The 13024-nt window shown below is 35.4% G+C and carries 10 protein-coding genes; 9 read left to right on the forward strand and 1 reads right to left on the reverse strand.

The features are described 5' to 3' along the window. Positions 1-56: 56 nt before the first annotated feature. From JRC48_RS01795 to JRC48_RS01825, 7 genes are all read left to right on the forward strand, one after another. Positions 57-1613, forward strand: coding sequence for an ABC-F family ATP-binding cassette domain-containing protein (locus JRC48_RS01795; RefSeq protein WP_235070166.1), 1557 nt, complete (start codon positions 57-59; stop codon positions 1611-1613). Positions 1614-1862: 249 nt separating this feature from the next. Further along, positions 1863-2711 carry a hypothetical protein gene (locus tag JRC48_RS01800; protein ID WP_235070167.1) on the forward strand — a complete coding sequence of 283 codons (849 nt, stop codon included), beginning with the start codon at positions 1863-1865 and terminating at the stop codon, positions 2709-2711. Between the two features lie 190 nt (positions 2712-2901). Further along, a complete protein-coding gene (locus tag JRC48_RS01805) occupies positions 2902-5217 on the forward strand; it encodes a helicase C-terminal domain-containing protein (RefSeq protein ID WP_235070168.1) in 2316 nt (771 codons plus the stop codon). A gap of 130 nt (positions 5218-5347) precedes the next feature. Continuing rightward, entirely contained in the window at positions 5348-5809 is a 462-nt protein-coding gene (locus JRC48_RS01810; protein WP_235070169.1) for a MarR family winged helix-turn-helix transcriptional regulator, read from the forward strand. Next, a complete protein-coding gene (locus tag JRC48_RS01815; RefSeq protein ID WP_235070170.1) occupies positions 5802-7532 on the forward strand; it encodes an ABC transporter ATP-binding protein in 1731 nt (576 codons plus the stop codon). The genes JRC48_RS01810 and JRC48_RS01815 overlap by 8 nt, the downstream gene beginning before the upstream one ends. Then, positions 7525-9333: an ABC transporter ATP-binding protein gene (locus JRC48_RS01820; protein WP_235070171.1), complete on the forward strand. Its 1809-nt coding sequence runs from the start codon at positions 7525-7527 to the stop codon at positions 9331-9333. Before JRC48_RS01815 ends, JRC48_RS01820 begins: the two co-directional genes overlap by 8 nt. Before the next feature lie 142 nt (positions 9334-9475). Beyond that, positions 9476-10021: a sugar transferase gene (locus tag JRC48_RS01825; protein ID WP_235070172.1), complete on the forward strand. Its 546-nt coding sequence runs from the start codon at positions 9476-9478 to the stop codon at positions 10019-10021. A gap of 2 nt (positions 10022-10023) precedes the next feature. Here the strand turns inward: JRC48_RS01825 and pepT are convergent, their stop codons facing one another. After that, complete coding sequence (gene pepT, locus JRC48_RS01830) at positions 10024-11256, reverse strand: peptidase T (RefSeq protein ID WP_235070173.1); 1233 nt, start codon at positions 11254-11256, stop codon at positions 10024-10026. 314 nt (positions 11257-11570) lie between these two features. On the opposite strand from pepT, the gene lepB reads away from it, so the two are divergent. Continuing rightward, positions 11571-12077: a signal peptidase I gene (lepB, locus tag JRC48_RS01835; RefSeq protein ID WP_235070174.1), complete on the forward strand. Its 507-nt coding sequence runs from the start codon at positions 11571-11573 to the stop codon at positions 12075-12077. A 13-nt stretch (positions 12078-12090) separates the two neighbouring features. Next, positions 12091-12987: an RluA family pseudouridine synthase gene (locus JRC48_RS01840; RefSeq protein WP_235070175.1), complete on the forward strand. Its 897-nt coding sequence runs from the start codon at positions 12091-12093 to the stop codon at positions 12985-12987. Positions 12988-13024: the final 37 nt, after the last annotated feature.

The following is a 13024-nucleotide window of genomic DNA, read 5'->3' on the forward strand; positions in this document are numbered from 1 at the left end:
AGAAGAAAAATTTCAATCGACATGAATCTTGTTCATGTTTGAAAGGAGAGCCATTAATGAGTGTTTTAAACGTAACCAACTTAAGTCATGGGTTTGGGGATCGTGCGATTTTTGAAAATGTATCGTTCCGTTTATTAAAAGGAGAACATGTTGGGTTAATCGGAGCCAATGGTGAAGGAAAGTCAACATTTATGAATATTATCACGGGTAAATTAGTACCAGATGAAGGAAAAGTTGAATGGTCAAGAAATGTTCGTGTGGGTTATTTAGATCAGCACGTTTCATTACAAGAAGGAATGACAATCCGTGACGTTTTAAAAACAGCGTTTCAATATTTATTTGATATGGAAGCTAAAATCAATGATTTATATATGAAAATGGCAGAAGTTGATCCGGAGGAAATGGACGCTTTATTAGAAGAAGTAGGTGTTCTTCAAGATATCTTATCAAATAATGATTTTTACGTGATTGATGCAAAAGTTGAAGAGGTAGCGAAAGGATTAGGGCTACAAGAAATTGGACTTGATCGTGATGTGACTGAATTAAGTGGTGGACAACGTTCAAAAGTTTTATTAGCGAAACTATTACTTGAAAAACCAGATATTTTATTACTTGATGAGCCAACCAACCATTTAGATGAAGCTCATATTACATGGCTAACACGTTACTTACAAGAATACGAAAATGCTTTTATCTTGATTTCACATGATATTCCATTCTTAAATAGTGTTATTAACTTAATTTATCACATGGCGAATCAAGAGTTAAATCGTTATGTAGGTGACTACGATAACTTTGTTCGTATTTACGAAGCGAAGAAAGCTCAATTAGAGTCAGCTTATAAAAAACAACAACAAGAAATTGCTGATTTAAAAGATTTCGTTGCACGTAATAAAGCGCGTGTGTCAACGCGTAATATGGCGATGTCACGTCAAAAGAAATTAGATAAAATGGAAATTATCGAGTTAGCTGCTGAGCGTCCAAAACCAGAATTTAATTTTAAAACAGCGCGTACGTCAGGTCGCTACATTTTTGAAACAAAAGATTTAGTGATCGGGTACAACGAACCATTATCAGCGCCACTTAACTTAACAATGGAGCGTGGACAAAAAATAGCGATTTGTGGAGCGAACGGAATCGGAAAAACAACGTTATTACGTAGTATCTTAGGTGAAATTCCTGCAATTTCAGGAAGTGTTGAATTAGGTGAACATTTACATATCGGATACTTTGAGCAAGAAATCAAAGGTGGAAAAGATAAAACATGTTTACAAGAATTTTGGGATGAGTTCCCTCACTTAACACAAGGAGAAGCACGTGCGGCTTTAGCGAAATGTGGATTAACGACAAAACATATCGAAAGTAAAGTCATGGTTTTAAGTGGAGGAGAGCAAGCCAAAGTTCGTCTAGCTAAATTAATTAATCGTGAAACAAATGTCTTAATTCTCGATGAGCCAACCAACCACTTAGATGTAGACGCTAAAGAAGAATTAAAACGTGCTTTAAAAGAATATAAAGGAAGTGTTTTACTAATTTCCCATGAGCCTGAATTCTATCGTGATGTTGTCACGGATATTTGGGATGGAGAAAAGTGGACGACACGCTTAGTTTAATTAAAAGAGATAGCCATTGGCTATCTTTTTTTAGTGATAAATAGGAATCAAATCATTCATGCGATGAAGTGATGAGTTAAAGTCATCAGGGTAATTTTCATTTAAACTGAGGAGATCAGTTCATTAAAAAGAGAAGTTCATTATTCATCTTTTCTGTGCCGTAAGTTCTGACAGTAGCCTAGTCAAATTAAGGAAAATGTGATATAATGTCAAATATTGACATAAGTTGGTGTTCTGGAGGGGAAAGAGATGAGACAGGGAGATTTATGTTTTGTAAATCAATTACATCTAGAGTTAGAACGCGAAGATATGATAAAAGTCATTAAACAAGAACTTAAACAACAATCACATATGATGGCTATCTTTTACACGGATCACTACTGTAATGATCTAAATCTTCACCTAAATATTGTGGTTCAACCGATTTTTTATCAGGAGATGATTAAGCACAAACGAGCGTTAGCATCAAAGTTTGGCAAGGTCCTCTTTTTTGAAGAAAATCGACAACAACCCAATAGCATGACGGTTCATTATGAAAATTTATTAAAAGTATTTATCACTTTTCATCATCCGAAGTTTTTGCAACCATCACTAGATTTTAAGAAGGTCACGATTGTAAAAGATACCTATGGATTAATGGCATATATCAATAAGGAATCGGAAAAAATGAAAGATAACTTTAGTTTTGAAGACTTAGAGGATTGGCGAACGAAGTTTTTCTCAACGTACTATGAATTTTATCGAAGTTTACAAAGTCATGAAGCTTATCAAGTCGATCACTGTTTAGATGTCATGCGTTGGCTAGTGGCGATGATGTGGATGATTCAAAATGGAAATAAACCAAACCATTATCTTGATTGGGCACATCTTGAGGGGAATGATTCGTTATTAAGTGTCACTCAACAAGAAAAACTTAAACAGTGGGAGCATCATACATCAGATAAAAACGTTGAAGAAATTGTAGACTTAATTGTTGAAGAGTTTACTTCATTACATGAAAATCTTTGCATGAAGTTACAGCTAGCGGAGGAACAAAATTATGTTTATCGTGTGTTAGCTCGTGCGAAGCAGTTTGGAGTCACTCAAGCCGTTAGTTAATGAGACGCCTCACAGGAAGAAAGTTTCCTATGAGGCGCTTTTTTTATATTGAAATGATTGGAAGAATTATCATCTATCTAGAATAAAAAATTTCTTTTATAATGAGGTAACAGACTGACGAACTTCGTCTTTATTATTGGCAAAAGAATGGCTATATTCAATTTTATGACATAGGAAATGGGGTGAAAGGATGATGGTTCGTAAAGGGATCAAAGAAGTGGTGAGCTATGTCTATCAACAAGGCGACTTAAATCTCGAATATTTTCAAGCTAATCGTGCTCAGTATGGGACGAAAGCTCATCAAATCATTCAAGAGCACTATTTAGAGGAAGAGTGTGAAGTTTATTTAGAACATGTATTAAACATAGACGGACACGAGGTTCATTTAAGTGGACGGATGGATCTTTTACTTGAACGAGACGGAAGGTGGATCGTTGGAGAAATTAAATCAACGACGCGTCGTTTAGAAATGATTGAGGAAAACGATCGTCCCGCCCATTATGCACAGGCAAAGTTTTATGCTTACTTACTACTGTGCCAACATTTAGATTGGGAAGACATCACCGTTCGGCTCATTTATTGTGATTTAGACGGAATTAATCAACGATCATTCGATCAAGTTTATACAAAAGAAATGCTTGAGCCATTTGTCAATAAAACCATGAAAGTTTACTTAGAATGGTATTTTATTTTGTTACGTTCCATGGAATTAAAACTTAAAACGGCGAAAACACTTCAGTTTCCGTTTGGAGATTTTCGAGCCTATCAACGAGAGTTGGCTGGTGCAGTGTATCAGTGTGTCAAACAAAAAAAACGTCTGCTCTTGCGAGCTCCGACTGGAATTGGAAAGACAATGGGAACGATTTTTCCAAGTATTAAAGCGTTGAATGAACATGAACAAAAGATTTTTTACTTGACGGCAAAGACAATCGGTCGCCGGGTGGCTGAAAAAGCTTTTGAAAAATGTTTAGCTAATGGATGGCATGCTAAAGTAACCACCATAACAGCAAAAGAAAAAATTTGTCTAATGGATGAGGTAAAATGTGACCCGAGTTACTGTCCTTATGCAAAAGGATATTTTGATCGAATTAATGTAGCAACGAAAGATCTGTTTGAATCGGAGATGCTTTATACGAAAGAGCAAATCGTAAACTATGCTAAAAAGCATTGCGTTTGTCCATTTGAGTATTCGCTGGCGATGGCATCGATTAGTGATGCCGTCATTGGAGATTATAATTATATGTTTGATCCACGTGCTTATTTACGTCGCTTTTTTGATGAACCGTCCCCACATATTGCTTTAATTGATGAGGCTCATAATTTATATGATCGTGCGTGTGAGATGTATAGTGCCTCATTAAACAAATCAGTGATAGAGGAGATGCATCGTCTATTTAAAAAAAGGAATCAAACGCTAGGAAAGGCATTGGGTGCTTTAAAATTAAAATTCATTGAGTATGGTCATGAGCTTGAAGAAAGTAACAGTTATGACTTGTTTAAAAAAGACATCGATCAGTTATTGTTAAATAAAAGTAAACGCCTATTAGAGGTGCTAGAGAAGTATTTATACAACTATCCTGAAACAGAATATAAACCTCAGTTAACGGCGCTTTATTTTGATCTAAATCAATTTTTACGTATTGCTGATTTTTATAATGATAGCTTTCGTTTTCGATATGAACGTGATGGGGCAAATGTTAAAGTGAGCATTGTTTGCTTAAATCCAAGCTTGTATTTAAGTGAACGAATGGAACGCGTTCGTTCAAGTATTTTATTTTCAGCCACGCTTCATCCGTTGAGTTATTATCACACCGTTTTATTACATGATGAATCATGCGAACAAATTTTTCTTCCCTCTCCATTTGAACGTGAGCATTTGAGTTTATATGTTCACCACGGCATTTCTACTAAATTTAAGTTTCGACATCAATCCGTGGGAGCGTTAATTTCAGTCATTTATCACGTTACTCAAAGACAAAAAGGAAACTATCTCGTTTTCTTTCCTTCATATCACTATCTTGAAATGGTATACGAAGCGTATGAACAATTAGTTGGAGATCAACAAGTGACGTTAAAACAAGAACGAGAGATGAATGAAGCAGAACGTGATCTGTTTTTGTCTTCTTTTGAGGAGGACCCACAGCAAACACTGGTTGCTTTTGCAGTCTTAGGTGGTGTTTTTAGTGAAGGAATTGACTTAGTTGGCCATCGACTCATTGGCTCTATTATTGTAGGAGTTGGGCTACCACAAATCAATCCGCTCACAGAGCAACGGCGTCTTTATTTTGAACAGACGTTTAATAAAGGTTATTTATTTGCTTATGTTTATCCAGGATTTAATAAAGTGATGCAAGCAGTTGGCCGCGTCATTCGAACAGAAACAGATAAAGGAATTGTTGTTATGATTGATGATCGATACATAGAACCAACCTATTTATCGTTATTTCCATATGAATGGCAACATGCTAAATTTTTAACTAACGTAATGAGTAACGGGTCATTTTAGAACAAGAGGCGTGATAACCTAGAGGAGTCACCCTCTTTTTTGATGATATTTGACAATATTTTTAAAGTATGATAAATATTTAGATATTAAATAATTAGATATCTAAATGCTTAAGAGGAGGAGGTTATGCATGAAGGAGGAGTTGGAAGATAAACGTCCTAAATCATTACATCGGGTGTTTATACGTACGGCAAAAATGCATAAAAAAACGTGTCAGCAACGATTTCAACAATTAGGGTTAACAGAAGGGCAGCCTAAAGTGTTAGAGTACTTACATCATCATAATGGATGTTCTCAAAAAGATTTAGCTAAAAATTGTCATATTCAACCGGCAACGGCAACCAGCTTATTAGGACATTTAGAAAAGAGTGGGCTCATTTATCGTGAAATCAATTCAAACGATCGACGAATGACGAATGTGTATTTGACAGAAGCGGGAAGAGCCTCTAAGCAGAAAGTAAAAATGGTGTTTAGTGAGATTGATGAACAATGTCTAGAAGGATTTACTTCAGAGGAAAAAGAAGATCTGATTCAGTATTTAGAGCGTATTTTTGAGAACTTAAAAGGAAAGGAGAGTCAAACAGATGCTTAAATTATTAAAGTTTTTAAAGGGATCAGCTATTTTATATGCGATTTTAGCCCCCCTTTTTATGATGTTAGAGGTTGCGATGGATTTAACATTACCGACGATGTTATCAAATATCGTTGATATTGGAATTGCCAATGGTGATATTCATTACGTCTTAGCGACAGGAGTTAAAATGATGTTATATGCCTTTATAGGATTACTTGGAGGTGTGGGGTGTTCGATCTTTTCAACGATGGCCGCTGTGAATCTTGGGCAAAGTTTAAGAGATGGATTATTTGCAAAAATTCAATCGTTGTCGTTTTTAGAGTTAGATCATTTTAAAACGTCATCGTTAATTACTCGTTTAACAAATGATATTACACAAGTTCAAACGATGGTGATGATGGCACTTCGTCTTTTAGTGCGTGCGCCATTACTGTGTGTGGGTGGATTATTTATGGCGTATCAGTTGAGTCACCAATTATCGATTATCTTTGTCGTTGCCATCCCAATTATTTTAATCTTTGTTGGAGTTGTCATGGCTAAATCATTTCCATTATTTAAGACGATGCAAGAAAAAATTGATAAAGTCAATAACGTCATGCGTGAGAATTTATTAGGTGTTCGTGTGATCAAAGCGTTTGCGATAGAAGAGACACAAAAAGAACGTTTCAATGAAGCCAACGATGACTTAATGAATCAAAGTATTTTAGCTCAAAAAATGATGATTGTTTTAAATCCTGTCGTGATGCTAGTTGTTAACTTTAGTATTATTGCAGTGCTTTGGTATGGAGGACATCTTTCTCAAGCTGGATTACTTGAAACAGGAAAGATTATGGCGTTTATTAACTATTTAACGCAAATTATGATGTCAATCATGATGGTAATTATGGTTTCGATGAACTTTTCACGTTCAAAAGCGTCAGCTGATCGTATTAATGAAGTTTTTAATACGCATTCAAGTATTGAGGAGTGTATGAATCCGGATCACTTAACGAATTATGATATTGAGTTTAAACACGTGTCATTTAAATATCACGAGCAGAGTGAAGAAGTCCTAAAAGATATTTCATTTCATATTAAACAAGGACAAAAAGTTGGAATCATTGGCGGAACCGGATCAGGAAAAAGTTCTCTTGTTAGTTTAATTCCACGTTTATACGATGCTAGTGAAGGTGAAGTTTTAATTGGTGGAAAAAATGTTAAACAGTTATCACTAACAGAACTTCGTGATCAGATTGGAGTTGTTTTACAAGAGAGTATTTTATTCTCTGGAACCATTGCGTCTAACTTTAAATTTGGTTATCATGAGGCGAGTCAGACTGAGTTAGATGAGGCGGCTCGTGATGCTCAGGCATTAGAGTTTATTCAAGCTAAAGAAGATAAATATGAAACGGTTGTTGAACAACGTGGGAAAAACTTATCAGGTGGTCAAAAACAACGTGTGTCTATTGCAAGAACGTTAATTAGAAATCCTAAGATTTTAATTTTAGACGACTCTTCAAGTGCTCTTGATATGGCCACTGAAAGTAAATTACAGCAAGCCATTAAGTCACGAATGAAAGATAGCACCGTTATTATGATTGCTCAGCGTATTTCAGCTGTCATGGATGCCGATCAAATCATTGTACTGGATCAAGGTGAAATTTCAGGAATTGGAACGCATCAAGAGTTATTAAAATCAAATGAAATCTATCGTAGTATTGCGAGTTCACAATTAGGAGAGGAGGCAATCGATCATGAATAAACCAATGGGACCAGGTCCAGGAGCGCAGGGGAAAGGACCAAATGGACGTTTTGATCAAGCAGAGAAGCTAAAAAATCCTAAATCAACGATTAAGCGATTACTTGCTTATTTAAATCATCGTATTTATGCGCTCATCTTAGTTTTTATTCTTTGCATTATTTCAACAGTAGTGAGTGTGTTAGCGACGAAATATTATGGAGAGATGATTGATCAATACATCATTCCGGGGAACTTATCTGGTTTAAAAGCGATTTGTTTATTGATGGGAGCTGTCTATCTCATTAGTGTGATAGCGACTTATGCTCAAAACTTGATCATGGTTAAATTAGCGCAAGAAACAACGGCTGAAATTCGTCGTCAATTATTTGATAAGATGCAAGGACTTCCACTTCGCTTTTTTGATACCCATTCTAGTGGAGATTTAATGAGTCGTTTAACGAACGATGTTGATAATATCAATATGACACTTTCACAAAGCATTACTCAAATGTTTTCAGGTATTATCACCATTATTGGAATGTTAATTGCCATGTTTATTTTAAGCCCAACCTTAACACTTGTTGGATTAGTCACAATGCCGCTTATGTTTTTAACGTCACGTTTTTTAGTTAAAAAAACACAACCTTTCTTCATTAAACAGCAGCAAGACTTAGGGAAGTTAAATGGATATATTGAAGAAATCGTGTCAGGTCAAAAAGCGGTGTTATTATTTTCACAAGAAGAAGCTGTAGAAAAAGAATTTGGAACGATTAATCGTCGTTTAACGAAAAGTGCCACTATGGCACAAGCTTTATCGGGCTTCATGGGACCTATTAACAACTTCATTAATAACTTCACCTTTTTATTGGTCGCTGTTGTTGGAGGAGTTTTAGCTCTTTTACAATCAAGTATTACGGTTGGAATGATCTTTACGTTTATTTTATATATGAGAAACTTTACTCGTCCAATCAATGAAATCTTAAATATTTTTAATACGATCCAATCAGCTTTAGCAGGTGCTGAGCGTGTCTTTGAAGTAATGGATGAAGCACCTGAACAAGATGAAGCAGGGGCGTATGATATTGAGAAATTAGATGGAGATGTCATTCTAAATCATGTCAAATTCTCATATGACACAGGAAAAACTATTTTAAAAGACGCTTGTATTCATGCACGACGTGGAGAGACGGTTGCGATTGTTGGTCCAACAGGAGCTGGGAAAACAACGATTATCAATTTATTAACGAAGTTTTATGACATCGATTCAGGAGAGATTTTAATTGATGGTGTGAATATCAATCAGATGACTCGCCGTAGTTTACGACGTAATATTTCGATGGTTCTTCAAGATACTTATTTATTTGGAGAAACGGTCCGTGAAAATATCCGTTATGGACGTTTAGATGCAACAAATGATGAAATTATTGAGGCTGCTAAAATGGCGAATGCTCATCAGTTTATTATGCAATTACCTGATGGATATGACACGGTGTTATCTGATAATGGAAGTAATTTATCGCAAGGACAGCGTCAGTTGTTGGCGATTGCACGAGCCGTCTTATCTCAATCATCTATCTTAATTTTAGATGAAGCGACTTCTTCCATTGATACAAAAACAGAAGCCGAAATTCAAAAGGCGATGCTACGTTTAATGGAAGGAAAAACAACGTTTGTCATTGCTCATCGTTTAAGTACGATTCGAGGTGCCGATCAAATTCTTGTGTTAAATCAAGGAGATATTATCGAGCAAGGAAATCATGAATCATTACTAGCTGCCAATGGTTTTTATGCTAATTTATATAACAGTCAATTTAGAAATTAATGAAAAAGGCAATCCGTTTGGATTGCCTTTTCGTTTGAACAAAGACGGGACTTGCGCATAAAGTAATAGTATAAAAAGGAAGTTTGTAACATCTTTTTAGAATGTTTTGAGTTAAAATTTTATCAATGAAGGAGGGAGAAAAATGAAACGTTTAATGGATATTGTTATTTCTTGCATCATGCTCATCTTATTAAGTCCTATTTATTTAATCATTGCCATCCTTGTGTGGTTAAATCTCGGTACACCTGTCCTAAGTAAACAACGATACCCTGGAATGAATGAAAAGTTGTTTACCCTATATCGCTTTAAAACCATGGCGCATTCGCATGATCACAGCCATCAATTTTTATTACCTAATGAACGTTTAACGAAACTAGGGAGATTTTTAACGACTTATCATTTAGATCATTTACCAGAACTTTATAATGTTTTATTAGGAGATATGAGTTTAGTTGGACCACGCCCTGTTTTAATTCGATCAACGACCTCAAATGAGCTGGAGATGAAACGACACGATGTTCGACCAGGTCTGATGGACTGGAGCCAATTACATCATCAACAGATTTTAACGTGGGATCAAAAATATGCATTTGACCTTCTTTATATCGAACATCAAACATGCTGGTTCGATATAAAAATTATGTTTAAAAGTCTTATGCTACTATTTTCAGATAAACGAAAAAACTAGTCTTAATGACTAGTTTTTTTAGTAGCTAATTCAGCAATTTTAACAATGACTTCAACTGCTTTTTCCAGAGATGGGACAGGGATGTATTCAAATTTTCCATGGAAATTATGTCCACCCGTAAATAGATTTGGTGTTGGTAATCCCATAAAAGATAGTTTTGATCCATCTGTTCCACCGCGAACAGGTACGATTAAAGGAGTAACACCAACTTCCATTAAGGCGTTTTTTGCTAAATCAACGATATGCATTTTATCTTCGATGTGAAGACGCATGTTATAATATTGATCCACCAGTTCTAACTCCACTGTGTTTGATGGGTATTTTTGATTAAACTCTTTAATTAAATCTTCAACAAATTGTTTGCGTGACTCAAAGCGTTCAGTATCAAAGTCACGAATAATTAAGTTTAAGAATGCCTCTTCACAGTTTCCACTAATGTCAGTTAAGTGATAAAATCCTTCGTAATTTTCTGTATGTTGTGGGGTTTCAAGTCTTGGGAACATACTTGCAATTTCAGTGGCAATTAAAGCAGCATTAATCATTTTATCTTTAGCATCACCAGGATGTACGCTTTTTCCATGGACTTTGATTTTAGCTCCCGCTGCATTAAATGATTCATATTGTAGCTCACCAATAATGCCACCGTCCATCGTATAAGCAAAATCTGCTCCAAATTTTTCAACTTGGAATTTGTCAGCTCCGCGTCCGATTTCTTCATCAGGTGTAAAGGCCACTTTAAGACAACCATGTGGAATTTCAGGGTGTTTCGTTAAGTAATCAATGGCAGTCATGATTTCAGCAATCCCTGCTTTATCATCTGCTCCAAGTAAAGTCGTTCCATCCGTTGTAATTAATGTTTGCCCAACATACTGATTTAACGATGGAAAATCAGTAGGAGATAAAATAATATTTTTCTCTTTGTTTAAGATGATGTCGCCACCTTGATAATCAACGAGTTGTGGTTTAACATCTTTACCACTAAAATCAGGACTCGTATCCATGTGGGCAATAAAGGCAATCGTTGGGATCGATTGATCGATATTTGCAGGAAGCGTGGCATAGATATAACCATTTTCATCTTTTTCAATTGCCTCTAATCCAAGTTCTTTTAATTCTTCCACTAATACATCACCAAATGCTAATTGTGATGAAGTAGAAGGTGTGCTTAGTGAATTTGGGTTAGACTGAGTATCATAAGTCACATAATTTAAGAAACGATCCGTAACAGTTTTCATAAGACAATCCTCCAATAACAATTCAATATATTATGTTTAAGCTAGATGAAATTATGTATAGTTTACCATAAAACGTTAAGAAATATAACTAACGGTTTATGTTTTAATGAGAGATTAAAATAGATCAGAGGTAATAGATTTTACGTGTATGAAGAAGATTAAACAAGGACTAGTGGTTTCATACAATCTTTTGAATCATTTGAGCAATAAAAAATTTTGATTTAAGGTTACATCAAAGTAAGGTTGCTTAATGTTTTAAGGTCATGAGAGAAAGAGTATGTTATAATAAGACAAGAACTCATGAAGGAGGCTGAATGAGTGTGGCAAGTGAAGAGAATACGATATTAGATGATGTCATTGAATTAGGAACTAGTTTATTGATCGGGTATTTCATTTCCCGTTTTGTTCGTATCGCTTTAGCAAGAGGTGAATCGATGATCCCAACGATTTCGAATAATCAACCCATTCTTTTGGATTGTCGTACGTATCATCGGCGTGAACCAAGGCGTCATGATTTAATCGCCTTTAAAGCTCATCAAAAAAAGCAACATAAATTCTTTTTAAAACGTGTGATTGGACTACCAGGTGAACATGTGGTCATTGACAAAGGAAAGCTTTTTATTGATGGCGTGTGCATTCATGAGCCGTATCTTAAAGAACCTATGAATGATCATGAAAAAATTGATATTATGGTTGATCAAGGATTTCTTTTTGTCATGGGAGATAATCGAAATCATAGTTTAGACTCACGTTCATCACGATTAGGATTAGTTAATCTCAAACAAGATGTCGTAGGAGTCGTTAAGCAATTTAAAAAGTAATGAGGGTGATCCTATGAAAGTCACTCGTAAAGACGAGTATTTAATAATAACGATTGAACAAAAGCAAGCCAATCAAACCGTTCGTGAATTTTTACAACACTATCACTTATCACGAAAAAAAATTCATGAACTTTATATGAATAAACGTGTTAAACTTAATAAAGAAATTGCTAATTTTAACGCTGTTTTACAAATAGGGGATAAGTTAGCCATCCCGGTGTTTGAAAAAGAAGTAATCGATTTTAAGCCTCAAAAAATGAAATTAGATATTATTTACGAAGATGATCATCTACTCATTATTAATAAGCCCGCAGGATTAATGGTACATCCGGATCAAAAAGAGGGGATGAACACACTAGTAAATGGAGTGGCTTATTATTATCAAGAACATCAAATTCATCATCGCATTCGATACATTCATCGACTAGATACGGATACAAGCGGTGGGATCATTTTTGCTAAGCATTATCTGGCACATAGTCTAATGGATCATTGGTTAGCTGAAAAGAAGATTAAACGTTGGTATTTAGGGTTAGTGAATGGACGATTATCAACAAAAAAAGGAAAGATTCATGCGCCGATTGGAAAAGATCGTCATCATAGCGCTAGACGACGTGTGGCTAAAAATGGGGACACGGCGCTCACTTATTATCAATTAAAACAACAATTTAAGACGTACGCACTTGTTGAGTTGGAACTAAAAACAGGACGAACGCATCAAATTCGTGTTCACATGAGTCATTTAGGGCATCCACTGTTAGGAGATCACTTATATGGAGGACCAGCTAAAGTTGGACCATTAAGACGACAGGCGTTACACTCTTCACGCATTGAAATGATTCATCCGATTACGGAAGCACCATTAAAATTTGAAGTTCCACTCCCTCTTGATATGAAAAAACTAATTTAACTCATTGATTAAATCAGTGGCATAAAAAAACTTGTAA

Origin of the sequence: Turicibacter sp. TJ11 (assembly GCF_021497505.1) — a bacterium.
In the GTDB taxonomy this organism is placed as follows: domain Bacteria; phylum Bacillota_I; class Bacilli_A; order MOL361; family Turicibacteraceae; genus Turicibacter.

Coding starts and splice junctions, on each gene's coding strand:
- lepB (WP_235070174.1), top strand. CDS start 11,571: ATGAGTGTGGCAAGTGAAGAGAATACGATATTAGATGATGTCATTGAA.
- JRC48_RS01820 (WP_235070171.1), top strand. CDS start 7,525: ATGAATAAACCAATGGGACCAGGTCCAGGAGCGCAGGGGAAAGGACCA.
- JRC48_RS01795 (WP_235070166.1), top strand. CDS start 57: ATGAGTGTTTTAAACGTAACCAACTTAAGTCATGGGTTTGGGGATCGT.
- JRC48_RS01805 (WP_235070168.1), top strand. CDS start 2,902: ATGATGGTTCGTAAAGGGATCAAAGAAGTGGTGAGCTATGTCTATCAA.
- JRC48_RS01815 (WP_235070170.1), top strand. CDS start 5,802: ATGCTTAAATTATTAAAGTTTTTAAAGGGATCAGCTATTTTATATGCG.
- pepT (WP_235070173.1), bottom strand. CDS start 11,256: ATGAAAACTGTTACGGATCGTTTCTTAAATTATGTGACTTATGATACT.
- JRC48_RS01825 (WP_235070172.1), top strand. CDS start 9,476: ATGAAACGTTTAATGGATATTGTTATTTCTTGCATCATGCTCATCTTA.
- JRC48_RS01800 (WP_235070167.1), top strand. CDS start 1,863: ATGAGACAGGGAGATTTATGTTTTGTAAATCAATTACATCTAGAGTTA.
- JRC48_RS01840 (WP_235070175.1), top strand. CDS start 12,091: ATGAAAGTCACTCGTAAAGACGAGTATTTAATAATAACGATTGAACAA.
- JRC48_RS01810 (WP_235070169.1), top strand. CDS start 5,348: ATGAAGGAGGAGTTGGAAGATAAACGTCCTAAATCATTACATCGGGTG.